The organism is Cupriavidus sp. KK10 (assembly GCF_018223725.1).
In the GTDB taxonomy this organism is placed as follows: Bacteria; Pseudomonadota; Gammaproteobacteria; order Burkholderiales; family Burkholderiaceae; genus Cupriavidus; species Cupriavidus necator.
Window position 1 is genome coordinate 4,797,389 of record NZ_CP073677.1, and the last position, 25,546, is coordinate 4,822,934.

The 25,546-nt window shown below is 67.5% G+C and carries 19 protein-coding genes; 12 read left to right on the plus strand and 7 right to left on the minus strand.

All coding sequences use genetic code 11. The annotated features are described in order from the left end of the window. The first annotated feature begins 174 nt into the window (after positions 1-174). The 4 genes from map to KB879_RS22375 all read left to right on the plus strand — a co-directional run bounded on the left by map (position 175) and on the right by KB879_RS22375 (position 7,001). Complete coding sequence (gene map, locus KB879_RS22360; protein ID WP_013956962.1) at positions 175-993, plus strand: type I methionyl aminopeptidase; 819 nt, start codon at positions 175-177, stop codon at positions 991-993. A gap of 87 nt (positions 994-1,080) precedes the next feature. Continuing rightward, the gene (locus KB879_RS22365; protein ID WP_041227946.1) at positions 1,081-3,663 is read left to right on the plus strand and encodes a [protein-PII] uridylyltransferase; all 2,583 of its coding nucleotides are present in this window, start codon (positions 1,081-1,083) and stop codon (positions 3,661-3,663) included. Positions 3,664-3,685: 22 nt separating this feature from the next. Beyond that, positions 3,686-5,560, plus strand: coding sequence for a pseudouridine synthase (locus KB879_RS22370; protein ID WP_153956068.1), 1,875 nt, complete (start codon positions 3,686-3,688; stop codon positions 5,558-5,560). 124 nt (positions 5,561-5,684) lie between these two features. Then, entirely contained in the window at positions 5,685-7,001 is a 1,317-nt protein-coding gene (locus tag KB879_RS22375; protein WP_211979784.1) for an IS4 family transposase, read from the plus strand. Positions 7,002-7,070: 69 nt separating this feature from the next. Here the strand turns inward: KB879_RS22375 and def are convergent, their stop codons facing one another. The 4 genes from def to smc are packed head-to-tail and all read right to left on the minus strand — an operon-like array spanning position 7,071 to position 14,610. Continuing rightward, the gene (def, locus tag KB879_RS22380) at positions 7,071-7,604 is read right to left on the minus strand and encodes a peptide deformylase (protein ID WP_013956965.1); all 534 of its coding nucleotides are present in this window, start codon (positions 7,602-7,604) and stop codon (positions 7,071-7,073) included. Between the two features lie 14 nt (positions 7,605-7,618). Then, complete coding sequence (gene ligA, locus KB879_RS22385) at positions 7,619-9,748, minus strand: NAD-dependent DNA ligase LigA (RefSeq protein ID WP_153954592.1); 2,130 nt, start codon at positions 9,746-9,748, stop codon at positions 7,619-7,621. 12 nt (positions 9,749-9,760) lie between these two features. Beyond that, complete coding sequence (locus KB879_RS22390; RefSeq protein ID WP_211979785.1) at positions 9,761-11,098, minus strand: cell division protein ZipA C-terminal FtsZ-binding domain-containing protein; 1,338 nt, start codon at positions 11,096-11,098, stop codon at positions 9,761-9,763. Then, a complete protein-coding gene (gene smc / locus KB879_RS22395; protein ID WP_211979786.1) occupies positions 11,095-14,610 on the minus strand; it encodes a chromosome segregation protein SMC in 3,516 nt (1,171 codons plus the stop codon). The genes KB879_RS22390 and smc overlap by 4 nt, the downstream gene beginning before the upstream one ends. Before the next feature lie 431 nt (positions 14,611-15,041). On the opposite strand from smc, the gene KB879_RS22400 reads away from it, so the two are divergent. Further along, positions 15,042-15,869: a ferritin-like domain-containing protein gene (locus KB879_RS22400; RefSeq protein WP_013956969.1), complete on the plus strand. Its 828-nt coding sequence runs from the start codon at positions 15,042-15,044 to the stop codon at positions 15,867-15,869. 14 nt (positions 15,870-15,883) lie between these two features. On the opposite strand, the gene KB879_RS22405 is transcribed toward KB879_RS22400, so the two are convergent. Then, on the minus strand, positions 15,884-16,852 hold the full coding sequence (locus tag KB879_RS22405; RefSeq protein ID WP_153954594.1) for a DMT family transporter: 969 nt from the start codon (positions 16,850-16,852) through the stop codon (positions 15,884-15,886). A gap of 193 nt (positions 16,853-17,045) precedes the next feature. Here KB879_RS22405 and dapC point away from each other — a divergent pair, with 193 nt between their 5' ends. The 7 genes from dapC to KB879_RS22440 all read left to right on the plus strand — a co-directional run bounded on the left by dapC (position 17,046) and on the right by KB879_RS22440 (position 23,732). Then, complete coding sequence (gene dapC, locus KB879_RS22410; RefSeq protein WP_211979787.1) at positions 17,046-18,245, plus strand: succinyldiaminopimelate transaminase; 1,200 nt, start codon at positions 17,046-17,048, stop codon at positions 18,243-18,245. A gap of 69 nt (positions 18,246-18,314) precedes the next feature. Continuing rightward, positions 18,315-19,142: a 2,3,4,5-tetrahydropyridine-2,6-dicarboxylate N-succinyltransferase gene (gene dapD / locus KB879_RS22415; protein WP_013956972.1), complete on the plus strand. Its 828-nt coding sequence runs from the start codon at positions 18,315-18,317 to the stop codon at positions 19,140-19,142. Positions 19,143-19,235: 93 nt separating this feature from the next. Beyond that, a complete protein-coding gene (locus KB879_RS22420) occupies positions 19,236-19,619 on the plus strand; it encodes a hypothetical protein (protein ID WP_011615476.1) in 384 nt (127 codons plus the stop codon). 22 nt (positions 19,620-19,641) lie between these two features. After that, entirely contained in the window at positions 19,642-19,989 is a 348-nt protein-coding gene (locus KB879_RS22425; protein WP_153954595.1) for an ArsC family reductase, read from the plus strand. 19 nt (positions 19,990-20,008) lie between these two features. Next, positions 20,009-21,172: a succinyl-diaminopimelate desuccinylase gene (gene dapE, locus KB879_RS22430; RefSeq protein ID WP_013956974.1), complete on the plus strand. Its 1,164-nt coding sequence runs from the start codon at positions 20,009-20,011 to the stop codon at positions 21,170-21,172. A gap of 26 nt (positions 21,173-21,198) precedes the next feature. Beyond that, complete coding sequence (prmB, locus tag KB879_RS22435) at positions 21,199-22,092, plus strand: 50S ribosomal protein L3 N(5)-glutamine methyltransferase (protein ID WP_013956975.1); 894 nt, start codon at positions 21,199-21,201, stop codon at positions 22,090-22,092. 377 nt (positions 22,093-22,469) lie between these two features. Next, positions 22,470-23,732, plus strand: a complete 1,263-nt coding sequence (locus KB879_RS22440) for an MFS transporter (RefSeq protein WP_211979788.1) — start codon at positions 22,470-22,472, stop codon at positions 23,730-23,732. Between the two features lie 6 nt (positions 23,733-23,738). Here KB879_RS22440 and KB879_RS22445 read toward each other — a convergent pair whose 3' ends face one another. Next, entirely contained in the window at positions 23,739-25,061 is a 1,323-nt protein-coding gene (locus KB879_RS22445) for a HipA domain-containing protein (protein WP_153954596.1), read from the minus strand. Next, on the minus strand, positions 25,054-25,374 hold the full coding sequence (locus KB879_RS22450; protein WP_013956979.1) for a helix-turn-helix domain-containing protein: 321 nt from the start codon (positions 25,372-25,374) through the stop codon (positions 25,054-25,056). Before KB879_RS22450 ends, KB879_RS22445 begins: the two co-directional genes overlap by 8 nt. Positions 25,375-25,546 lie beyond the last annotated feature (172 nt).

A 25,546-nucleotide genomic window follows, 5' to 3' on the forward strand; every position in this document is an offset into this window, starting at 1 on the left:
TAGCAACAAAAGTGCGGCCCGCTCAAGCCGCCCGGTGCCCTGGCGCCCAACGGACTCAGCCCGCGACGGCCGCGCTCAGGCTGCGATCTGGCCCCGATGGTGCGATAATCCTACATTGACCTTTCGATTTCGGCGCGGCCAGTGGCCTCGCCATCACTTTTTTGGCGACGCAGCATGAGCATTCACCTGAACACCGCCGAAGACATCGCCCAGATGCGCGTGGCTTGCCGCCTTGGGTCCGAGGTCCTCGACTACATCACGCCCTTCGTCCAGCCAGGTATCACCACCGGCGAAATCGACCGCCTGTGCCACGCCTACATGCGTGAAGTGCAGGGCACCGTGTCGGCGTGCCTGAACTATGCTCCCCCCGGCTATCCGCCCTTCCCCGGCGCGATCTGCACCTCGGTCAACGACGTGATCTGCCATGGCATTCCGGGCGATCGCGTGCTCAAGAACGGTGACGCGATCAACCTGGACATCACGGTCATCACCAAGGAAGGCTACTACGGCGACAACAGCCGCATGTTCATCGTCGGCGAGGGCTCGATCCTGGCCAAGCGCCTGTCGCAGGTGACCTATGAATGCATGTGGAAGGGTATCGCGCAGGTTCGCCACGGCGCCCGCTTGGGCGACATCGGCCACGCCATCCAGGTACACGCCGAAGCCGCCGGCTACAGCGTGGTGCGCGAGTACTGCGGCCACGGCATCGGCAAGAACTTCCACGAAGACCCGCAGATCCTGCACTACGGCCGCCCGGGCACCGGCGCCGAGATCAAGGCCGGCATGATCTTTACCATTGAGCCGATGATCAACGCCGGCAAGCGCGATATCCGCACCATGCCCGACCAGTGGACGGTCAAGACCCGCGACCGCAGCCTGTCGGCGCAGTGGGAGCACACCGTGCTGGTCACGGAAACCGGCTACGAGGTCCTTACGGTATCGGCCGGGAGCCCGGCACCGCCGGCCTTTATCACCGATTCCGTCGCGGCCTGAGGCCGCACCGAAGCCAGGGGCGCCTGACCGGGCGCCTTTCTTTTTCCAGCCGTGCCCACCTACCCGCTCCCCGAGCCCGCCATCTCCATGGACACCACGCCGGAACTGCTGCTTGCCGCGCGCGTGCGCGACAAGCTCAAAGCCGACAAGCAGGCGCTGTTTGCCGACTTCAACCTCAGCGCCAACGTCGGCACGCTGATCACGCGGCTGCGCCGCGCTGTCGACGCCGCGCTGGTGGAAGCCTGGCGCGGCCTGGAGATGCCCGCGGGCGCAGCGCTGGTGGCGGTGGGCGGCTACGGCCGCGGCGAGCTGCTGCCCTACTCCGACGTCGACGTGCTGCTGTTGCTGCCCGCCGAGCCCGACCAGGACACCACCGGGCGCCTGGAGCGTTTTATCGGCCTGTGCTGGGACCTTGGGCTGGAGATCGGCTCTTCGGTGCGCACCGTGGACGATTGCATCCGCGAGTCGCGGCAGGACGTCACCATCCAGACCTCGCTGCTGGAGGCGCGGCTGCTGACCGGCAGCCGCAAGCTGTTCGAGTCGATGCGCACGCGCTACCTCTCCGACCTGGACGCGGCAGCGTTCTTCCAGGCCAAGCTGCTGGAAATGCGCCAGCGCCACGCCAAATACCAGGACACGCCCTACGCGCTCGAGCCCAACTGCAAGGAAAGCCCGGGCGGCCTGCGCGACCTGCAGGTGATCCTGTGGATGACCAAGGCGGCGGGCCTGGGCGACAGCTGGAAAGAACTGTTCGAGCGCGGCCTGCTGACGCAGCGCGAAGCGCAGGAGCTGGCGCGCAACGAGCGCCTGCTCAAGACCATCCGCGCGCGCCTGCACCTGGTGGCTGGCCGGCGCCAGGACGTGCTGGTATTCGACCTGCAGACCGCGCTGGCGGAGTCCTTCGGCTATCGCCAGACCACCAACAAGCGCGCCAGCGAACAGCTGATGCGCCGCTACTACTGGGCGGCCAAGGCGGTCACGCAGCTCAACAGCGTGCTGCTGCTGAACATCGAGGCGATGCTGTTCCCGAGCGAGTCTCAGGTGACGCGCGTGCTCAACGAACGGTTTGTCGAGCGCCAGGGCATGCTGGAGATCACCAGCGACGACGTCTATGAACGCGACCCGCACGCGATCCTGGAAACTTTCCTGCTGTACCAGCGCACGCCCGGCGTGAAGGGCCTGTCGCCGCGCACGCTGCGCGGGCTGTACAACGCGCGCACCGTGATGAACGCGGGCTGGCGCAACGATCCGGAAAACCGCCGCCTGTTCCTGGCCATCATGCAGGAGCCGCAGGGCATCACCCACGCGCTGCGCCTGATGAACCAGACCAGCGTACTGGGCCGCTACCTGATCAACTTCCGCCGCATCGTCGGCCAGATGCAGCACGACCTGTTCCACGTCTATACCGTGGACCAGCACATCCTGATGGTGGTGCGCAACATGCGCCGCTTCGCCATTGTCGAGCACACCCACGAGTTTCCGTTCTGCAGCCAGCTGATGGCCAGCTTCGACAAGCCGTGGGTGCTGTGCGTGGCAGCGCTGTTCCACGACATCGCCAAGGGCCGCGGCGGCGACCACTCAAAGCTTGGCACCGTGGATGCGCGCCGCTTCTGCAAGCAGCACGGCATTGCGCGCGAAGACGCCGACCTGATCTGCTGGCTGGTCGAGCACCACCTGACCATGAGCCACGTGGCGCAGAAGCAGGACCTGACCGATCCCGACGTGATCCACGCCTTTGCCCGCGTGGTCGGCAGCGAACGCTACCTGACCGCGCTCTACCTGCTGACCGTGGCCGACATCCGCGGCACCAGCCCCAAGGTATGGAACGCGTGGAAGGGCAAGCTGCTGGAAGACCTGTACCACATCACGCTGCGCGTGCTGGGCGGCGCGCGCGTGGATTCGCATTCACTGTGGTCGCAGCGCAAGGAGGACACTATCTCCGAACTGCGCCTGAAGGCCTTCGACCCGGCGCTGGGCAAGTCCCTGTGGGCGCAGCTCGACGTGGCCTTCTTCCTGCGCCACGATTCGCACGATATCGCCTGGCTCACGCGCCACCTGTACAACAAGGTGGACAGCCCCACGCCGGTGGTCAAGGCACGCGTCTCCCCCGCCGGCGAAGGCCTGCAGGTGGCGGTCTACGTCAAGGACCAGCCCGACCTGTTCGCGCGCATCTGCGGCTACTTCGAGCGCAAGGCGTTCTCGATCCAGGACGCCAAGATCCACACCACGCGCCACGGCTACGCGCTGGACACGTTCCAGGTCACCGACCCCGGCATGGCCGGCGACGGCGGCAACTACCGCGACATCATCGCGCTGGTCGAGCACGAACTGTGCGAGCGGCTGCGCCTGCAAGGCGCACTGCCCGAACCCACGCAGGGGCGGCTGTCGCGCCAGTCGCGCAGCTTCCCGATCAAGCCGCGCGTGGACCTGCGCCCGGACGAGCGCGGCCAGTATTACTTGCTGTCGCTGTCCGCCAACGACCGCACCGGCCTGCTGTACGCCATCGCCCGCGTACTGGCACGGCATCGCGTATCCGTCCACACGGCACGCATCAACACCCTGGGCGAACGCGTCGAAGACGTGTTCCTGGTCGACGGCAGCCGCCTGGCTGCCGACAACCGATTGCAGATTCAGCTTGAACAGGACTTGCTCGCCGCCCTCGCCATCTGAGGCGGGCGGGCAGCATCAACATATGACCGACAGCAATTCGCCGAAGCGCAAGACGCTAGGTATCAAGGCCGCCAGCGACACCGGCACGGCCGCGCGCAAGACCGGCACCCGCCCCGTGCGGGTGTCCGACCTGAACCGCAAGCGCGTGCAAGCCGTCTCCGAAGGCATCAAGCGCGCCCAGGAGCGCGCCGGCGGCAAGACCGGCGGCCGTCCGGCCCAGGGCGAACCGCAGGCCGGCGCAGCCCAGCCGCGCAAACCCCGCGCGCCGCGTCCCGCTGACGGCGAACGCCAGGCACGCCCGCGCCGCCCGGAAGGTGGCGAGGCGCGTCCGCGCCGCTTCGGCGATGACGAAAGCCGCCCTCGCCGTTATGGCGACGACCGGGGTGAGGCACGTCCGCGCCGTTTCGAAGGCAGCGAAGCGCGCCCGCCGCGGCGCTTCGGCGACGACGACAACCGCCCGCGCCGCACGGGCGATGATCGGGGTGAGGCACGTCCACGCCGCTTCGAAGGCGGCGAAGCGCGCCCGCCGCGCCGCTTTGGCGACGACGACAACCGCCCGCGCCGCACGGGCGACGATCGCGGCGAGGCACGTCCGCGCCGTTTCGAAGGCGGCGAAGCGCGCCCGCCGCGCCGTTTTGGCGACGACGACAACCGCCCGCGCCGCACTGGCGACGATCGCGGCGAGGCACGACCGCGCCGTTTCGTAGGCGGCGAAGCGCGCCCGCCGCGCCGTTTCGAGGGCGGTGATTCGCGTCCGCCGCGCCGTGCTGGCGAGGACAACAACCGTCCCCGCCGTTTCGAAGGCGCCGAATCGCATCCGCGCCGCGTTGGCGATGACGAGAGCCGCCCTCGCCGCTTCGAAGGCACCGATTCGCGCCCGCGCCGTTATGGCGATGACGAGAACCGTCCCCGCCGCTTCGAAGGCACCGACTCGCGCCCGCGCCGTTATGGCGATGACGACCAGCGCCCGCGCCCCGCGCCGTCGGGCGAGCGCCGCCGTGAAGGCACCGCGCCGGCACGCCGCTTCAGCGACGCCGCCGACCGCATCCGCACCGCCGGCCCGGCACGCCAGCAGGCACCGGCCGCGCGCCAGGAAAAGCCCGCCCGCGCCGAGTCCAGCCACGACGACGGCCTGGTGCGCCTGTCCAAGCGCATGTCCGAACTGGGCCTGTGCTCGCGCCGCGAAGCCGACGAATGGATCCCGCACGGCTGGGTGCTGGTAGACGGCAAGCCCGTGACCGAACTGGGCAGCCGCATCCGCCCCGACGCCGAGATCGAGATCATGCAGGAAGCGCGCTCCGAACAAGGCGAGCGCGTCACGGTGCTGCTGAACAAGCCGGTGGGCTACGTCTCCGGCCAGGCCGAAGACGGCTACGAGCCGGCCGCGGTGCTGTTCACCCCCGAGAACCAGTGGGAAGGCGACCCCACGCGCAAGCGCTTCGCCCCGTGGCAACGCAAGAGCCTGGCCCCGGCGGGCCGCCTCGATATCGACTCAACCGGTCTGCTGGTGCTGACGCAGGACGGCCGCGTCGCGCGCGCGCTGATCGGCGAGGATTCGACCGTCGAGAAGGAATACCTGGTGCGTGTGGTGTGGCACTCGCCGCAGGGCGTGGTCGAGCGCAATATCAGCGCGGAATTCCCGGCCGATGATCTCGAGCTGCTGCGCCACGGGCTGTCGCTGGATGGCGTGCCGCTCAAGCCAGCCAAGGTGAGCTGGCAGAACGAGGAGCAGCTGCGCTTCGTGCTGCGCGAAGGCCGCAAGCGCCAGATCCGTCGGATGTGCGAGCAGGTTGGGCTGCAAGTGGTGGGCCTCAAGCGCGTGCGCATGGGACGCGTGGTGCTGGGGGATCTGCCGCCGGGTAAATGGCGGTTCCTGGGGCAGTTTGAGAAGTTCTGATTCCAGAATTTGCCGACCCAAAAAAACCGGTCCCCAAGGACTAATGCCGTTCAGTTAAGTCTGAACGGCATTTTTCTTTGCAGGGGTTGTAAACAAGGTGTCGAGCTGTTAACTTGCCGTTCCGATGCTATCGGAACAAGTCCACACCGCCCTTGAGCTTAGTGAGCCGGCCAGTTTTGCCCGGCTCAGCGAGCATCTGCCGATGGCATGGATCGAGCAGGCGCTGGCCGCCACGGGAACAGCGTCCGTTCGCCGGCGCCGACTGCCAGCAGAGCAGGTGGTCTGGCTGGTCATCGCGCTGGCGCTCTATCGGCACCAATCGATTCCCGATGTGCTGGAGACGCTGGACCTGGCACTGCCCAACGATGCCAGCGCCTGTGTCAGCAAGAGCGACATCGCCCAAGCCCGCGAGCGGCTTGGAGACAAGCCTTTGTTGTGGCTGTTCGAGCAGACCGCACGGGCGTGGGTGGCTCAGGATGCTGCGCACTACAAATGGAAGGGCTTGGCGCTTTACGCCATGGATGGCACCACCTTCCGCACTGCCGATAGCCCTGAGAATCGCCTGTACTTTGGCGCCCAGAGCTATGCCAGTGGCAAGGTCGCCAGCTATCCACAAGTCCGCGGTGTCTCGCTCACGTCTGTTCCTACCCATCTTGTTGCTGATATCGCCTTTGGCCGTTACGGCTGCAATGAGATGCTCTATGCCAAGCCGCTTATTGAGCGGATCCCGGATGATTCGCTGACGATCTTTGATAAAGGCTTTCTGGCCGCAGAGATCCTGTGGGGATTGCGCATGGGCGGCAGCGAGCGCCACTTCCTGATCCCAGCGAAAAAGAATCTGCAGTGGGTGCTGCTCTCAGGCAGTGCGGATGATGGCATCGTTCAGATGAAGGTCTCCCCTCAGGCTCGCCGCAAGAATCCAGCCTTGCCAGAGACCTGGACAGCTCGCGCGATCCGGGACGAGGAGTCAGAGCGCGTCCTGTTGACCTCGTTGACGGACCGTCGGCGCTTCAAGGCCGCCGATATCCTTGCGTGCTACCGGCGCCGTTGGGAAATCGAAACCAGCTATCGGGAACTGAAGCAGACGATGCTCGGGGCCGAACTGACCTTGCGCAGCCGCCAGCCTGAGGGCGTGCATCAGGAAATCTGGGGGGCACTGATTGCGTACAACCTGGTGCGTCTGGAGATGGCCAAGGCTGCGCTCGAGGCCCGCGTCGAGCCTACCGACCTGAGCTTTGTGCTGGCCTTGCGCCTGATACAGGGCGAACTGACCTGGGCAGCCGGCATGGCCCCAGGCAAGCTGCCGGCCCATCTGCAGCGCATGCGGGCCAAACTTCAGTTGGCGATCGTCCAAAAACGACGGGGGCGTAAGTGCCCCCGCGTGGTCAAAGCCCTGCCTAAGCGCTACACCGTCCGGTTCCTCAGAAAGGACCTTAACTGAACGGCATTAGTCCCCAAGGACCGGTTTTTTTGCGCCTTGCGCGGATTCGATACCGCGCGGCACAGCTCGTCAATCGTCGCTATTCGGCGGCAGATCCGGAAACAACACCTCTGTAAACCCAAACTGCCTGAAATCCTTGATCCGCATCGGATACAGGATCCCCTGCAAGTGGTCGCACTCATGCTGCACCACCCGCGCATGGAAGCCTTCAGCCACGCGCTCGATGCGGTTACCCATCAGGTCGTAGCCGCTGTACTTCAGCCGCAGATGGCGCGGCACCACGCCGCGCAGGCCGGGGACAGACAGGCAACCTTCCCAGCCGTCCTCCATCTCGTCGGACTCCATTTCCAGCACCGGGTTGATCAGCACGGTCTTGGGCACGGTGGGCGCGTCCGGGTAACGCGGGTTGCGGTCGAAGCCGAAGATCACCACCTGCAGGTCCACGCCGATCTGCGGCGCGGCAAGGCCGGCGCCGTTGGCGTGGTCCATGGTGTCGAACATGTCTTCGATCAGCGTGCGCAGCTCCGGCGTATTGAAGCGCTCCACCGGCCGCGCCACCTGCAGCAGGCGCGGATCGCCCATCTTGAGAATCTCGCGGATCATGGTTGTTTCCCCGGTTATTCCTGTGCCGGCGCGGCGCCGGCCTCTGCCAGCAGCGCCAGCATGCCGGCCTCGTCCAGCACCGGCACGCCCAGCGCCTCGGCCTTGTCGAGCTTGCTGCCTGCCTCGGCGCCCGCGACCACGTAGTCGGTCTTCTTCGATACCGAACCCGCCACCTTGGCGCCGGCGGCTTCCAGCAGTTCCTTGGCGTCCTCGCGCGACATGGTGGGCAGCGTGCCGGTCAGCACGAAGGTCTTGCCCGACAGCGGCGCCGGGGCCTTGGCCACCGGCTCGCTTTCCGCCCAGTGTACGCCTGCGGCGCGCAGTTGTTCGATGACCTCGACGTTGTGCGGCTCGGCAAAGAAGTGCGCGATCGACTGCGCCACCACCGGGCCGACGTCGTTCACTTCCAGCAGCGCGGCTTCGTCGGCTGCCATCAGCGCATCGAGCTTGCCGAAGTGCCGGGCCAGGTCCTTGGCGGTGGCTTCGCCCACATGACGGATGCCCAGCGCGAAGATAAAGCGGTTCATGGTGGTCTCGCGCGACGCGTCGATCGCCACCACCAGATTGGCCGCCGACTTGTCGGCCATGCGCTCCAGCGCGGCCAGCTTGGCCACGCCCAGCTTGAACAGATCCGCCGGCGTGCGCACGATGCCCTGGTCAACCAGTTGCTCGACCAGCTTGTCGCCCAGACCTTCGATATCCATGGCGCGCCGCTGCGCGAAATGCAGCAGCGCCTGCTTGCGCTGCGCGGCGCAGATCAGGCCGCCGGTGCAGCGCGCGATGGCTTCGTCCTCGAGCTTCTCGATATGCGAGCCGCACACCGGACAGGCGGTCGGCATCACGAAGGCGCGCGCGTCAGCCGGGCGGCGCTCGGTCACCACGCCGACCACTTCCGGGATCACGTCGCCGGCGCGACGCACGATCACGGTATCGCCGATATGCACGTCCTTGCGGCGGATCTCGTCCTCGTTGTGCAGCGTGGCGTTGGTCACCGTGACTCCGCCGACAAACACCGGCTTGAGCCGCGCCACCGGCGTGATCGCGCCGGTGCGGCCGACCTGCACTTCGATGTCCTCGACGATGGTGGTCATCTCCTGCGCCGGGAATTTGTGCGCCAGCGCAAAGCGCGGCGCGCGCGAGACAAAGCCCAGGCGCTCCTGCTCGGCCAGTGCGTTGACCTTGTAGACCACACCGTCGATGTCATACGGCAGCGCGTCGCGGCGCTGGCCGATATCGCGGTAGAAATCCAGCAGGCCCTGCGCGCCCTTCACCACCGCGCGGTCCTTGCACACCGGCAGGCCCAGCGCGGCAAAGCCGTCGAGCATCACGCTGTGGGTGGGCGGACGGTCCACGCCCTGCAGCTCGCCCAGGCCGTAGGCGAAGAACGACAGCGGCCGCTTGGCGGTGATGCGCGGATCGAGCTGGCGCAGGCTGCCCGCGGCGGCGTTGCGCGGGTTGACGAAGGTCTTCTCGCCGGCCTCGGCCTGGCGTTCGTTGAGCTTGTTGAAGTCGCCGCGGTACATGAAGACTTCGCCCCGCACTTCAAGCACGGCGGGAGCCTGGCCGCGCAGCTTCAGCGGAATCGCCTTGATGGTGCGCACGTTGACCGTGACATCTTCGCCGGTCTCTCCGTCGCCGCGGGTGGCGGCCTGCACCAGGCGGCCGTCCTCATAGCGCAGCGACATGGCCAGGCCGTCGAACTTCAGCTCGCAGGCGTACTCGACCGCGTCGGCGGCGCTGAACAGGTCCTGCTCGCCGGCGGCGGGCGCGGTGCGGCCCAGGCCCTGCGCGCAGCGGCGGTCGAAGTTCAGCACGTCGTCGGCGGCGAAGCCGTTGTTGAGCGACAGCATCGGCACGCGGTGGCGCACCGAGTCGAAGGCCGACAGCGGCTCGCCGCCCACGCGCTGGGTGGGCGAGTCCGGCGTCTGCAGTTCGGGATGCTCAAGCTCCAGCGCCTGCAACTCGCTGAACAGCGCGTCGTACTCGGCGTCGGGAATGGTCGGCGCGTCCAGCACGTAGTACTGGTAGTTGTGGCGATCCAGCTCGTCGCGCAGCCAGGCCACGCGCTTGGCGGCAGCTTCGGGCGGCAAGGGGCCGGCGGGCGCGGAGGCATCTGCCTGCGCGCCGCGGTGTGTTGCGGTCATGGCAGGCTCCGGCTAGATGCTGAACAGGCGCTGCGCCACCAACGAACCGGCCGGCATGCCGCGCGCTTCCAGCTTGTTGTACAGCGTTTCAAGCTGGCTGAAGATCGCGACGAACGAGGCCTCGGTCAGCGGCCGCATATTGTCGTCGACCAGTTGCGCGCCCATGCGCTGGGCCAGCGTGTGGCCGTACTCGCACACGGTCTTGAACGGCTTGGCGGCCTGGTCGGCCACCGGCACGTCGAGCAGCAGCGTGATCTGGCGGCCGGCCTTGACGGTCAGGTCGTCGCGCAGGAAGTTGGTGTCGCCGAACTGCAGCGTAAACAGCGGACGCTGCACGCCTTCGGCGTTGGCCTGGTAGCGGATAAAGCGGGTGCCGTCGCGCGACAGCACCAGCCCGTCCTGCGTGGCCACGTTCTGCACGTACGCCGCCGACCACGGCGCGCCATCCGAAATCACGTTGACGCCCAGCTGCACGTCGCAGCCGGCGGCAAAGCCATCCAGCTCGCGCGCATTGGCGACGGTCTCGCTCATGTCCGGCAGGTCGGCCGAGGCATCGAGCGACTCGGCCAGCGACTCTACCGCGGTGATGAATTCCGAGAACTCCAGCGCGTTGAGCGGGCCGCCGCGGTTGGCCAGCTGCACGCCGACCTGCAGGTCTTCGTACTGGTGGCCGGCGGTGACCGGCTCCCATGCATTGGCTTCGGTGCGCAGGCCCTCGATATGGACCTGCTTGGTGCCGGCGCGGCGCAGCCGGCCGGTCAGGGGCAGGATGCGGTCACCGGAGGCCTTGCGCTCCAGGTGCAGGGGCACGATGCAGTCGATCAGCGGATCGATCAGGGCCGGCGTGGGCTGGCCATCGGGCACGGCGGCAACCGGAGCCGGAGCCGGAGCTGGAGCCGGAGCCGGAGCCGGAGGGGGTACCGGGGCCGGAGTGGCCTCGGCTTCAGCCTCGTCCTCGGTGGTCTCGGCATGCGTCGCGGCGGCCGCGACGGACACTTCCTCGGCGACGACATCGTCGGCGTCCGCGGTGCTTGCTGCGGCCGCAGCCGCCGCAGCCGCGTGGTTGTTGCCCGTCGCCACCGCGACACCGGCCGTGGCCGGCGCCGGGGAAAGCGTCGGCTCACGCCGCGGTGCCTGCTCGGCAGCGGCTTCGTGCAGGCGCGCGGCGGTTTCCGGCGCGGTGCTCTGACCGACCACCGGCTCGCGCATCGGCGGCAGGTCGTCTTCGGGGCTGAGCTCGCGCGGGCGGCGCGCCTTGCGGATCTGCCACTGGTTGTAGCCGAACACCAGTACCACGAAAACCAGGCCCGCGACGATCAGTGCGGTCTGCAGGTCCATGTTCAGTTTCATGCTGCCTCCGCCATCGAAACCGCCGCGTCCATATCCACGGCCACGATACGCGAAACGCCCTGCTCCTGCATGGTCACGCCAATGAGTTGATGAGCCATTTCCATGGCAATCTTGTTATGTGAGATGAAAACGAATTGAGTCTTGTCCGACATGCGCGCCACCATATTGGCGTAGCGTTCGGTGTTGGCGTCGTCCAGCGGCGCGTCCACCTCGTCCAGCAGGCAGAACGGTGCCGGGTTGAGCTGGAACATGGCAAACACCAGCGCGATCGCGGTCAGCGCCTTCTCGCCGCCCGACAGCAGGTGGATGGTCGAGTTCTTCTTGCCCGGGGGCTGCGCCATCACCTGCACGCCGGCGTCGAGGATCTCCTCGCCGGTCATGATCAGGCGCGCCTGGCCGCCACCGAACAGCGACGGGAACAGCTCGCCGAAATGATGGTTGACCTGGTCGAAGGTGCCCTGCAACAGCGCGCGGGTTTCCTGGTCGATCTTGGCGATCGCGTCTTCCAGCGTGTTGATGGCGTCGTTCAGGTCGGCCGACTGCGCATCGAGAAAGGTCTTGCGCTCGCGCGCCGCGGCCAGCTCGTCGAGCGCGGCCATGTTGACCGGGCCGAGCGCGTTGATGGCGTTGTTGATGCGCGTGACTTCGCCCTGCAGGTACGACGGCTTCAGGTCGCCGGTCAGCTTGTCGGCCAGCGCGGCCTCGTCCACCTCGGCCGCGGTCAGCTGCTCGCTGAACTGCTCCTGGTTCAGGCGCGCGGCCTGTTCCTTGAGCTGCAACTCGGTAATGCGGTCGCGCAGCGGCTGCAGGCTGCGCTCGGCGGCCAGGCGCTGCTCGTCGTGCTGGCGCAGCTGTGCCGACAGCGCATCGAGTTCGGTGCGCGCGATGGTGAGCTTTTCTTCCTTCTCGGCGCGGCGCTCCAGCGCTTCCTGCAGGCCGGTATGGGCGGTCTGCTCGTTGATGGTCTCAAGCTCGGCGCGGGCGTTTTCCAGGGATTCGGCAATGCGTTCGGCCTGGTCGGCGGCCACCTGGATATTGCGGCGCAGCTCGTCGATGCGGCTCGCCAGGTTGCGCTCGGCAAAGAGGGCTTCCTGCGCGGCGCGCTCGAAGTCGCGCAGCTGGTGGCGCGCGCCCGAGAGCTTGCTGTCCAGCGCCTCGAAGGCCATCTGCTGGTCTTCGTGGGTGGCCTGCATCTCTGCCAGCGCGGCGTCGTGCTGCTCGAAGCTGGCTTCGGATTCGGCGCGGATGGCGCGCTGCTCTTCGATCTGTGCGTGGATCTCGTCCAGTTCCTCGCGGATCTGGCCGCTGCGGGCGGAATAGCGCTCCATCGCCTGAGACAGCTTGAGCACGTCCATCTGCAACGCGTGCACGCGGCGGGTGGCCTGCTCGGCGCGCGCGCGGGCATCGCCCAGCCCCTGGCTGGCCTGGGTGTAGGCCGCTTCGGCACGCACCGCCTGGGTCTTGGCTTCGTCGGACAGCAGCAGCTGCGCGCGCGCCTGCTTCTGCAGGTTTTCGATTTCCTGCTCGCGCGCCAGCATGCCGGCCTGCTCGGAATCGGCGGCGTAGATCTGGATGGCGTTGCGGCCCACCAGGTGGCCCTCGGCCACGACGAACGACGCACCGTCAGGCAGCGTGTTGCGCGCAGCCAGCGCCTGCGCCATGTCGGTGGCGACATAGATATCGGCCAGCCAGTCCTGCATCACGGCGCGGATGCCCGGCTCGGTGATCTGCACCAGCGACATCAGCGGGCGCAGGCCGGCAGGCGTTTCCAGCGGGCGGGCGGCGGCCGGCGGCGAGTAAAACGCCAGCTTGGCCGGCGGCGCGTCGGACAGGAAGGCCTTGACCCAGTCCAGGTTCGACACTTCCAGCGCGGCCAGCTTCTCGCGCAGCACGGATTCGAGCGCGTTTTCCCAGCCCGGCTCGATATGGACCTTCTTCCACAGGCGCGGCAGCTCGGCCAGCTCATGCTTGGCCAGCCACGGCTGCACCTTGCCGTCGGTCTGCACGTTCTCCTGCAGCTGGCGCAGCGCCGACAGGCGCGCCTCCAGCGTGGCAATGGCGGAGGCTTCGCTGTGCACGCACGCCTGCGCGGCGCGGCGCGATTCGTCCAGGCGCGGCACGCTCTCTTCCGCGTCGGCCAGCACGGCCTGGGCTTCCTCGACCAGTGCTTCCTGCTCGGCCAGCTCGGCGCGGGCCTGCTCCAGGCGGGTCTCGTCGGGGCGGTCCAGGCCCTTTTCTTCCGCCGACAGGCGTTCGCGGCGCTGTTCCAGTTGCTGCAACATCTGGTCGGCGCTGCGCTGCTGCGCGGCTTCGAGCTTCAGGGCCTGCTCGGCCTGCATGATGCCGGCGCGCTGCTCGTTGAGCAGCTGCTGCGCGTCGCGCCATTGCGCTTCCAGCGTCGGCAGTTCGTCGTTCTTGTGGGCGACAGCTTCCTGCGCCTCGACCGTGCGGCCTTCGGCCACGGCCAGGTTTTCTTCGGCCTGCGCCAGCTCGTCGGTGGCCTGTTCGGCCTTGCCCTGCCACTGCTCGCGCTGCCCGGTCAGCGCGGCGATCTGGGCCTGCACGCGATTGCGCGATTCCACCACGTAGCGGATCTCGGCTTCGAGCTTGCTGACTTCGGCATTGGCCTCATACAGCGCGCCCTGCGCGGCGTGCATGCCATCGGACGCCCCGTAATGCGCGGCGCGCATGGTTTCGAGCTCGGCTTCGACATGGCGCAACTGCGCAGTCTGCGCTTCCAGATCGATCTGGGCCTGCTCGATAGCGCGCTGGTGGCGTTCCTGCTCTTGCTGGGCCTCGCGCTTGCGCAGCAGCCACAGCAGGTGCTGCTTTTCTTCGCCGTCGGCGTGCAGCGTCTTGAAGCGCTGCGCCACCTCGGCCTGGCTTTCCAGTTTTTCGAGGTTGCTGCCGAGTTCGCGCAGGATGTCTTCGACGCGGGTCAGGTTCTCGCGCGTGTCAGACAGGCGGTTTTCGGTCTCGCGGCGGCGTTCCTTGTACTTGGACACGCCCGCGGCCTCTTCCAGGAAGATGCGCATGTCATCGGGCTTGGCCTCGATGATGCGCGAGATCATGCCCTGCCCGATGATGGCGTAGGCGCGCGGGCCCAGGCCCGTGCCCAGGAAGATGTCCTGGATGTCGCGCCGGCGCACCGGCTGGTTGTTGATGTAGTAGGACGAAGTGCCGTCGCGGGTCAGCACGCGCTTGACCGCGACTTCGGCGTACTGGCTCCACTGGCCGGCAGCGCGGCCCTCGGCATTATCGAACACCAGTTCGACACTCGCCCGGCCAGCCTGCTTGCGCGCGGTGGAGCCGTTGAAGATGACGTCCTGCATGGATTCGCCACGCAGCTCTGACGCACGTGACTCACCAAGCACCCAGCGCACCGCATCGATGATGTTCGATTTGCCGCAGCCGTTGGGACCTACGATGCCGACCAGTTGGCCGGGCACTTGAAAATTGGTGGGATCGACAAATGACTTGAAGCCCGCCAGCTTGATCGAGGATAGTCGCACGGTTTCTCGTGTGGTATCGGCCACTCCGGTATAGGAACCGGGGTCGGCCTGGTATCGGGGCTATTGCACTGTTCAGAAAGCCGGGCTGCGCGGGAGCCGGCGCGGCGTGACGCCAGCACCTCAAAATACCCCTCGGGCCCGAGAATTGGGGCTAATCATACCATCGCAGATGCCTTCGCCGGCCCGTTTGGCAGTCGCCCCGGCGTCATATCCCATTGCCGATTTCCCTTGCTATTCCGCCCCTTACAAGCGATTCCGCATGCACTTTGACAGGCGCCGCAGGCGCTGTCAGCCATCCGTGCCGGCCAACCGTTGGGAAACTTATTAGGGTAAATGCTAGTCTCTGATCTGTCGGCGTGACCTCGGATGCCCTCCGGGCCGCGCACCCATGAACGCCCCTCGCAGCCCTTGGCCAACCAGGAGGACAGAGCATGAGTGAACCGTCAGCGGCCGCACGGCCGTGGTCTGTCAGCGACATCAACTACCAGGCGATCGACGTGGAACGCGTACGCGGCGACCGCGACCTGTTCTACCTGCTGGTGTCAGCCTCGTTCATCGAGAGCGGGTCCGACACCTATGCCGGCAACCTTGCCACCTATTACGCCCGTGTGCCCGATGCGGCCGACTGGCTTGCCGAGCACTGGGAGGCCGAGGAACTGCAGCACGGGCTGGCGCTGCGGCGCTATGTCGAGCATGTCTGGCCGGAATTCGACTGGGAGCGCGGCTATGCGCGCTTCTTCGACGAGTACAGCAAGACCTGCTCGATCGACCAGTTCGAACCGACCGAGGGCCTGGAAATGGCGGCCCGCTGCGTGGTGGAAACCGGCACCGCCGCCTATTACCGCGCGCTGGAACAGGCCAGCGACGAACCGGTGCTGCGCGACCTGACGCGGCGCATCTCCAACGACGAGGTGCGGCACTACAAGCACTTCTACCAGTACTTCAACCGCTTTGCGGCATCCGAGCGGCTGGGCCGGCTGCGCGTGCTGGGCGCGCTGGCGCGCCGGCTGCTGGAGATCAAGAACGAGGACGCCGCGATCGCGTTGCGCAATGTGTTGCGCATGGAGCGCGGCGTAGAGGCCGTGTCCGAAACCGAGGTGCGCGCGCTCAATGCGCGCGTGTCCGGCGTGATCCGGCGCAACATCCCCATCGAAATGACCGTGAAGATGCTGCTGCGGCCGCTGCACCTGCACCGCGGCGTGGAGCGCGCAGTGCGGGCGCCGCTGGTGGCAGTGGTGTCGCGGGTCATGCTGCACTGACCCGCGCACCGGGCTCAGTTACATGCCACTGCCTCGGCACCTGCTGCGGCCGGCGCCGGCGCGCGGCTGCGGTGCACCAGCCCCGACAAGGCCCCGGCCGCCACGATGCACAGGCCGCCGGCCGCTTCCTTCCAGCTCAGCACCTCGGTCGCCAGCCACCACGCCGATACCGCCGCGATCACGATCTCGAACAGCATCAGCAGCGACACGCGGTTGGCCGGCAGCCGCTGCAGCCCGTATTGCACCACCGAGTTGCTGACCACCAGCACCGCCGCCAGGCCCAGCATCAGCATGCCCACGCTCACCTGCGCGCCCTGGACCATGGTCACCGACGGGCCATCCAGCAGCAGCGCGGCCGGCACGCCCACCACCGTGCAGCCCAGGTAGACCACGACCGTGCGCACGCGTGCGTCCATATCCGGGAAGAGCTGGCCGGCGCGGCGCGACAGCACATTGTTGACGGCAAAGCCCATGCCTCCGATCAGGCCCGACCATTCCGCGGCGGAGCCTGGCAGCGGCACGCCGACCTCGGGTGTCCACAGCATCAGCCCGGCGCCGAACAGGGCCAGCGCCACCAGCGCCAGCCCTGCCGCCGACAGCCGCTCGCCCAGGAACAGCCGGGCAAACAGCGCGGTCCAGACCGGGGTCAGGTAGAACAGCAGCAGCACACGCATCACATGGCCGTTGACGCTGCCCCAGACGAAGCCGGCGTTGGTCACGCCCGCCGCCAGCCCGATCGCGACGAACAGCCAGTGCGGGCGCAGGCCGGCCAGGTGCCGGCGGAAGACCAGCAGCGACAGCACCGCCGCGACCGAGCTGACCAGCGCCGCGGCGTGCATGCCGCCCAGGCCCCAGCCCGCCAGCACGCGGTACGGGAACCAGGCGATGCCCCAGACCGAGGCGCCGATCAGGATGGAAAGCGATGCCTTGACCGCATGGCGGTCGGCCGGCGCATGCTGCGCCGCAACAGTATTTGTGCTCATAAAGGGAATCCGTATGAGGCGAGCCGGGCCGCCGGCCGGTGACAGCAGGCAGCGTCCGGACGGCGCCGGCGGCATCACCAGGGCGTGATGCCCGCCATCCGTGCTCGCGGCCGGCCGTGCGGGCCGGGCCGGCGCACGGAAACCCGCGCCGTTCCTCTATAATGCGTCGTTTTAACCGGCCCCGACTGACACTGTGAATCCGCGCCTCGACCTGCTCCAGCCCTACCCGTTCGAGAAACTGCGGGTGCTCTTTGCGCAGGTAAAGCCTGCCGACAAGCCGGCCATCAGCTTTGGCATCGGTGAACCCAAGCATCCGACGCCTGAGTTCATCAAGCAAGCGCTGGCAGAGTCGCTCGCGGGGCTGGCGAATTATCCCACAACGGCAGGTTCCGATGCACTACGGCAGTGCATCGCCAGCTGGCTGGAACGCCGCTACGGCCTGCCCAAGGTCAACGCCGCCACTGAAGTGCTGCCGGTGACCGGCTCGCGCGAGGCGCTGTTCGCCTTTGCCCAGACCGTGGTCGACGGCACCCGTCCGGGCGCGCTGGTGCTGTGCCCCAACCCGTTCTACCAGATCTACGAAGGCGCGGCGCTGCTGGCCGGCGCCACCCCAGTGTTCGCCAACAGCGACCCGGCGCGCAACTTCGCCCCGGCCTTCGACCGCATTGCCGACGATGTCTGGCAGAAGGTGCAACTGCTGTTCGTGTCCACGCCCGGCAACCCGACTGGTGCGGTGCTGTCGCTGGAAGACTGGAAGCAGCTGTTTGCGCTGTCGGACCGCTACGGCTTTGTGATCGCCTCGGACGAGTGCTACTCCGAGATCTATTTCGACGAAGGCCGCGCCCCGCTGGGAGCGCTGGAAGCCGCGCACAAGCTGGGCCGCGGCCTTGACCGGCTGGTGATGTTCTCGAGCCTGTCCAAGCGCTCCAACGTGCCGGGCCTGCGCTCGGGCTTCGTCGCCGGCGATGCCGCGCTGCTGAAGAAATTCCTGCTATACCGTACCTATCACGGCGGCGCCATGAACCCCGCGGTGCAGAGCGCAAGCATCGCCGCCTGGAACGACGAATCGCATGTGCGCGAGAACCGCGCCGCCTACGTGCGCAAGTTCAGCGAAGTGACGCCGATGCTGGCCGAGGTGCTGGACGTGGCGCTGCCCGATGCCGGCTTCTACCTGTGGGCCGATGTCTCGCGCACCGGCCTCACCGATACCGAATTCGCCGCGCGCCTGCTGGCCGAGCAGAACGTGACCGTGCTGCCCGGCAGCTACCTGGCGCGCGAAGCCGACGGCATCAACCCCGGCGCCAACCGCGTGCGCATGGCCCTGGTGGCCACGCCCGAGGAATGCCTGGAAGGTGCGCGCCGGATCGTGGAATTCTGCCGCGCGCTCGGCTGAGCGCCAACCCATGACCGCGGCGCAGCCTGACCGCTGCGCCTTTATCCGATAACCACTGAAGAAACGCATATGACGCAAGCTCTGCAAGCCCTGATCGACCAGGCCTGGGAAGACCGCACCAGCCTGTCGCCCAAGTCCGCCCCCAACGACATCCGCGAGGCCGTCGCCAATGTCATCAGCCAGCTGGATTCCGGCGCGCTGCGCGTGGCCGAGAAGCAAGGCAAGGACTGGATCGTCAACCAGTGGGTCAAGAAAGCCGTGCTGCTGTCGTTCCGCCTGGAAGACAACGCGCCGATGAGCGCCGGCGGCTTTGCCCAGTTCTACGACAAGGTGCCGACCAAGTTCGCCAACTGGAGCGCCGACGACTTCGCCAAGGCCGGCTTCCGCGTGGTGCCACCTGCCGTGGCCCGCCGCGGTTCGTTCATCGCCAAGAACGCGGTGCTGATGCCGTCGTACGTCAATATCGGCGCCTACGTCGATGAAGGCACCATGGTCGACACCTGGGCCACCGTCGGTTCGTGCGCGCAGATCGGCAAGAACGTCCACCTGTCGGGCGGCGTGGGCATCGGCGGCGTGCTGGAGCCGCTGCAGGCCAACCCGGTCATCATCGAAGACAACTGCTTTATCGGTGCGCGCTCGGAAGTGGTTGAAGGCGTGATCGTCGAAGAGAACTCGGTGATCTCGATGGGCGTGTACCTGGGCCAGTCGACCAAGATCTATGACCGCGAAACTGGCGAGATCCACTATGGCCGCGTGCCGGCGGGCTCGGTGGTGGTGGCGGGCAACCTGCCGTCCAAGGATGGCAAGTACAGCCTGTACTGCGCCGTGATCGTGAAGAAGGTCGACGCGCAGACCCGCGCCAAGACCAGCCTGAACGACCTGCTGCGCGGCGACTGAGCGCGCCTGGCGCAGCCCGCAACGGCTGCGCCGCTCCGGGGCCCGCCCCCCGGGGCAGTATTTCCGTTGTCACCCCGCCTGGCCAGGCTGAACATGCCTTCCCTCCGCAAGCGACTCATGGCCCTGGATCCCACCACCGTCAGTACCGTGCTCTCCCTGCTGCCCACCATTCTCGAGCAGGCCAACAAGACCATCGAGAAACTGAAGAAGAACAAGCGCAAGGATGGAACGCCGGAAGGCGCAGTGGCCGACACGCGTGATCCCGCCGCCCGTATCGCCGAGCTGGAAGCCGCTGCCGTGCAGCAGGCCGAGGCCGTCAAGCTGCTGGCCGAGCAACATGCCATCACCATCGACGCACTGCGCAAGGAAGCCGCCCGGCTGGACCGCCGCCTGCGCCTGATGACCGCGGTGGCCATGGGCGGCGTGGCGCTGGGCTTGGGCGGCCTGGTGATCGCGCTGAACCTGCTGTTCCGCTGAATCCAATCCATCAAGACTAGCCATGACCGTCCTGCTCTACGGCATTCCCAACTGCGATACCGTCAAGAAAGCCCGCACCTGGCTGGATGACAACGGCGTGGCCTACAGCTTCCACGACTTCAAGAAACAAGGCGTGGATGAAGCCATGCTGCGCGGCTGGCTGAAGCACGTGCCGCTGGCGACGCTGCTCAACCGCAAGGGCACCACCTGGCGCGCGCTGTCGGACGCCGACAAGGCCCGCGCCGAGCAGGAAACCGGCGCGATCGCGCTGATGCAGCAAAGCCCGTCGCTGATCAAGCGCCCGGTGCTGGCCCATGATGGCAAGGTGATGGTCGGTTTTTCCGCCGACCAGTACGCCGGCCAGTTCTGATTTCCATTTCCGTAGTCCGATGACCGCCACCCTCGCCGCCACCCTCGCCCTCACCGAAGACCTGATCCGCCGCCGCTCCGTCACGCCCGCCGACGAAGGCTGCCAGGCCATCCTGGAAACCCGCCTTAAGGCGCTCGGCTTTGACTGCGAAGCGCTCGTCAGCGGCCCCGACGATTTCCGCGTGACCAACCTGTGGGCGGTCAGGCGCGGCACGCAGGGCAAGGACGGCAAGCTGCTGGCCTTTGCCGGCCATACCGACGTGGTGCCGACCGGCCCGCTGGAGCAGTGGCATTCGGACCCGTTCGAACCGACGCACCGCGACGGCAAGCTGTACGGCCGCGGTGCCGCCGACATGAAGACCTCGATCGCCGGATTCGTGGTGGCGGTGGAAGAGTTCGTCAAGGCGCACCCTGCGCATGCCGGCTCGATCGCCTTCCTGATCACCAGCGACGAGGAAGGCCCAGCGCACGACGGCACCATCAAGGTGGTCGAGGCCCTGTCCGCGCGCGGCGAGCGCCTGGACTACTGCGTGATCGGCGAGCCGACCTCGGTCGACACGCTTGGCGACATGGTCAAGAACGGCCGCCGCGGCTCGCTGTCGGGCAAGCTCACGGTCAAGGGCATCCAGTGCCATATCGCCTACCCGCACCTGGGCCGCAACCCGATCCATGAAGCCGCGCCGGCGCTGGCCGAGCTGGCCGCCGAGGTCTGGGACCAGGGCAATGAGTACTTCCCGCCGACCAGCTGGCAGATGTCGAACATCCACGGCGGCACCGGCGCCACCAACGTGATCCCGGGCCACGTCACCATCGACTTCAATTTCCGCTTCTCGACCGCCAGCACGCCGGAAGGCCTGAAGGCGCGCGTGCATGCGATCCTGGACCGCCACCAGCTCGAATACGCGCTGGACTGGACCCTGGGCGGCGAGCCCTTCCTGACCCCGCGCGGCGAGCTGTCCGACGCGCTGTCGTCGGCGATCGAGGCCGAGACCGGCGTCAAGACCGAGCTGTCGACCACCGGCGGCACCTCGGACGGGCGCTTTATCGCCAGGATCTGCCCGCAGGTGATCGAGTTCGGCCCGCCCAACGCCAGCATCCACAAGATCGACGAGCACGTTGAAGTGCGCTTCATCGAGCCGCTGAAGAACGTTTACCGCGGCGTGCTGGAACGTCTCGTCGCCTGATTTTTTTCGCCGAAAGACACCCATACATGGCAACGCCCTCTCCCCTGCGCACCGTGCGCGACCTGCTGCGTCTCGCAGTCTCGCGCTTTACCGCCGCGCGCCTGTCCTTCGGCCACGGCAGCGCCAATGCCTATGACGAAGCCGCCTACCTGGTGCTGCATACGCTGAACCTGCCGCTCGACACGCTCGACCCCTTCCTGGACGCGCGCCTGCTGCCCGAGGAAGTCGATGCCGTGCTCAAGGTCATCGACCGCCGCGTCAATGAGCGCGTGCCGGCCGCCTACATCACGCACGAGGCCTTTATGCACGGCCTGCGCTTCTACGTCGATTCACGCGTGATCGTGCCGCGCAGCTTTATCGGCGAACTGCTGCAGGACGGGCTGGAGCCGTGGGTCGGCGAGACCGACAGCATCGGCCCGGTGCTGGAGCTGTGCACCGGTTCCGGCTGCCTGCCGATCGTGGCCGCGCACGTCTGGCCGAACGCGAAGATCGACGCTGTCGACATCTCGCCCGACGCGCTCGCCGTGGCACGCCGCAACGTGGCCGACTACAAGATGGACGACCGCATCCGGCTGTATGAGGGCGACCTGTACGCGCCGCTGCCGCATGGCGCCACCTACGACGTGATCCTGACCAACCCGCCCTACGTCAACGAAGGCTCGATGCAGGCGCTGCCGCCGGAATACCTGGCCGAGCCGCGCATCGCCCTGGCCGGCGGCGACGACGGCATGGACGTGGTGCGGCGGATCATCGCCGGCGCCAAGGCGCGCCTGAACCCGGGCGGCGTGCTGGTGGTGGAGATCGGCAACGAGCACGCCAACGTGGAAGCTGCGTTCCCCGAGCTGGAAATCGTCTGGCTGCCGGTCAGCGCGGGCGATGAGCAGGTATTCCTGCTGACCTACGACGCCCTGCCGGGCTGAGTAGACAGGCAGGCCTGCTCGCCTGCCGTGCAATCTGGGCGAACACCGGCCACGCGCCGACCATGCTGACCGCGCACGCTCTACACTCACTGCTAGGCACCACGTTCGGTCTTGTCACCGAACCGTCCGAGCGTGGCAGCGGCATGACCGACTTCCTGCCGCCTGTCACCTGGCAGCCGCTGCGGTCGACCCGCATCCTGCATGTACGCACCGATGCAACCGGCCACTCGCGCAGGTGCGCCTGTGCATTTCCTCCGATAACAACAACAGCGTGCTCGCTCCGCAGCCGGTGCAGTGGCAAACCCTGCGCCCGCTGGTAGCGGCCGAGATCGCGCAGTACCGAGACTACGCGGCCCGAACAGGCCGCCGCTGAAGCCGTGACCGCCAGCAACGCCCGCCTCCCCGGTTCGCCCGACGCCCTGCCCGCCGATGCCCCGGCAGCGCACGCCGCGCGCGGTATCGCCCTGCTGACGTTCGCCTTTGCGCTCAGCCAGTTCTTCCGCTCCTGCCTGGCGGTAATGGCGCCCGAGCTGCAGCATGATTTCGGGCTGTCGCCGGCGGGCTTTGGCGCACTGTCTTCGTCGTTCTTCCTGGCCTTTGCCGTGGCGCAAATCCCCGTGGGCGTTGCCTTCGACCGCTACGGCGTGGGGCGGCCGACCGCGCTGCTGCTGGCGGTGGGCGCCGTGTCGTCGATCCTGTTCGTGCTGGCGCCCAACGGCGCGGCGGCCACGCTGGCGCAGGTGGGGCTGGGGCTGGCGTGCGCGCCGGTCTTCATGGGCCTGCTGCATTTCGCCTCCGAGCAGCTGTCCGAGCGCGACTACACCCGCGTGGTCAGCCGCTCCAATGCCATGGGCATGATTGGCGCGCTGTGTGCCACGGCGCCGCTGGGCTGGGCCATCTCGCTGATCGGCTGGCGCCCGTCGATGGCGGTATCGGCGCTGGGCATGGTCGCGGCCTGCTATGGCGTGTGGCGCTTCGTGCGCGACCAGGGCCATGCCGAGGCCCGCAGTGCGTCGTGGCCGGCGATGCTGTCGGAAAGCCTGCAGCTGCTGAAGCTGGCGCCGCTGTGGACGCTGATTCCGCTGTGCGTGGCAATGTCCGCCGGCACCGCCTTCCGCAATGCCTGGAGCGGCCCCTACCTGGCCGACGTGTTCGGCCTGGGCTCGGCGCCGCGCGGGGTGGCGCTGGCGCTGCTGAGCCTGGCCGGCTTCCTGACCGCCTTCCTGCTGCCGGTGCTGGTACGCCGCAACACGCTCAAGACCGCCATCGCCGGCTGGTCGTGCTTTGCCATGTCGGGCTCGTTCCTGCTGGCGTTATGGCCGGACAGCGGCATCGGCTACGGCGTGGCGATGATGGCGCTGCTGTCGACCATCGGCATGCTGCACCCGCTGGTGATGGCGCAGGGCCGCGGGCTGGTCCCGCCGTCGCGGCGCGGGCGCGGGCTGGGCCTGCTCAACACCTTTGTGTTCCTGGGATCGGCGCTGACGTCATGGGGCTACGGGCTGATCGCCAATGCCGGCCATGTGCGTGGCTGGCCGCTGCCCTCCACCTATGCGGCGATCTTCCTGTCCGCGGGCCTGCTGATTGCCGCCGCACTGGTGCCCTACTTCTTCAGCCAGCCGCACCCCACCAGTCATTAGCCAGACTCAGGCCGCGGCAAGCGCCCGCACCATGTCGGCGATGATGGTGAAGCGGATCACGCGCAGGCATGCCAGTTCGCCGGCAAACCCGCCGGTGAGCGCCGGGCGCTCCCGCGCCATGGCCGCGTTCTGTTGCTCGGCCTGCTCATAGAGCGCCTGCGCGGCCGGCCCGATGCCGCGCAGCATGGCGTCCAGCCGCCGCTCGGCGGTCACGCCGGTTAGGCCCAGCGCGCGCCCTGCCTCCAGCACCAGCGCGCGCGAGAAATCGCTGTAGAACTCCACCCCCAGCACCGGCCAGGCAAAGCGGTGCGCCTGCGGCCAGCCGGTCTTGTCATAGGTGCGGGTGGCGTAAGCCGCCTCGCTGAGCAGGTCGTAGAACGGCGCCAACGCGATGCCGGCATCGGACACCAGGAAGCTCAGGTTCTTCAGGTGCGCATCCGAATTGCCCACCAGGATGTTGAACACCAGCCAGTCGAACAGCCGTGCACGCGCCACCGCTGGCGCGCGGCATAGCGTTGCCAGTTGCGCCAGCCGCTCGACGCTGCCCTGGTCGTACTTGAAGGTGCGCGGCAGGTTCAGCAGCTGGCAGGCATCGATCGCATGCAGCCGCTGCCACTGCCCGTGCTGCGTGAGGTGGCGATCGAAACGGTCGATCAGGTAGACCGGCGACGGCACATAGCGCCGGTACACCGGCGGCACCTCCAGCTTCAGCCGCACGGCCAGCGACATCACGAACCACTCGTTGATGACCGAATGCGGATAGATCTCCTGCATCTGGTGGGTCGGCTTCAGGATATGCGTGGACGGCGTATCCGCGCCGGGCTCGAACAGCGCGCCGTCCTGCAGCACCACCGCCAGCTTGTGCTGGGCGCCGGCCAGCGACATGCGCTTGACCGCGCCATGTGTAAGCGGCACGCTGGGCAGGCTGTGGATGCGGGCGTCAAGCGCGGCGTCGCTCAAGTGGCGCAGGGCCGGCGCGGTGGCCGGCCCGCGGCCGGGCGGCAGCAGCGTCAGCGAGCCCGCCGATTCCGCCCCATAGTGCGCCAGCAGGGCAAAGGCATCGGCCTCGTTGCGGATGCTGGCATCGCGTGCCAGCAGCGCACGCTGGCCGTCCTCGGGCAGCAGGTTGTCGAAGTACCACTGCACCGGCCGCATCGTGCTGCCATCGGCGAGCGCCTCCGGCTGCAGCGGCAGCGCCGGGCTCAGGGCGAAGGCGTGCGGGTTGCCCAGCCACGCCGCGTCATAGCGGAACGACCAGGCATCGCTGGCCTCATGTAGCTCGCCCACCGGCGTGCCGTTGATGCTGGCGACCAGTACGCGCTCAGCCATGCTGGTCGCCTCCCTTGACCGCTGCGCGCCGGTTGCGGCTACGCGCCTGGCGCTGCCTGAGCTTGGCCAGCTCGGCCGCTACCAGCGGTGCCGCCGCCTCCGGCATGTCGACCACCACGCGCAGGCCAAGCCCTTCCAGCACCTGGAACAGCTTGCCCCACTGGATGCCTTCGGCCCCGTTCTCCACGCGCACCATGAAGTTCTCGCTGACGCCGATGGCGCCTGCGGCATCGTCCTGGCGCAGGCCTTGCGCCTTGCGGGCAGCGCGCACGAAGGCGCCGATATCGCCGGGTTCGGTGAGGGTCACTGGCACAAAAATCTCCTTGATTGCAAAGACTTTAGTGTCTTCAGGCGGGAAAATCAAGAAATCTCCCTGATCGCAAAGATTCAAGCCTCTGATCGCGACCCACCGCCAAAATCTCCTCATTCACAAAGATTATTGCTGTAGCGGGCCGCCGGACAGACACAACGAATCGCGCCGGTGC